This is a genomic window from Burkholderia sp. 3C (genome assembly GCF_054589155.1).
The window spans coordinates 1-234 of sequence record NZ_BAAILN010000147.1; the positions used below are offsets into that span (position 1 = coordinate 1).

1 pseudogene is annotated in these 234 nt (G+C 64.5%); it reads left to right on the forward strand.

Going from position 1 to position 234, the window contains the following annotated elements:
• A pseudogene (gene glyA, locus ACYP33_RS30190) lies at positions 1-234 on the forward strand (serine hydroxymethyltransferase); the annotation flags it as partial.

The window sequence follows — 234 nt, forward strand, 5'->3', positions numbered from 1 at the left end:
TGTATCCGAACCCGGTGCCGCACGCCGATTTCGTGACCACGACGACGCACAAGAGCCTGCGCGGCCCGCGCGGCGGCGTGATCCTGATGAAGGCGGAGTTCGAGAAGCAGATCAACTCGGCGATCTTCCCGGGGATCCAGGGCGGCCCGCTGATGCACGTGATCGCGGCGAAGGCGGTGGCGTTCAAGGAAGCCGGTTCGGCGGAATTCAAGACGTATCAGCAGCAAGTGGTGG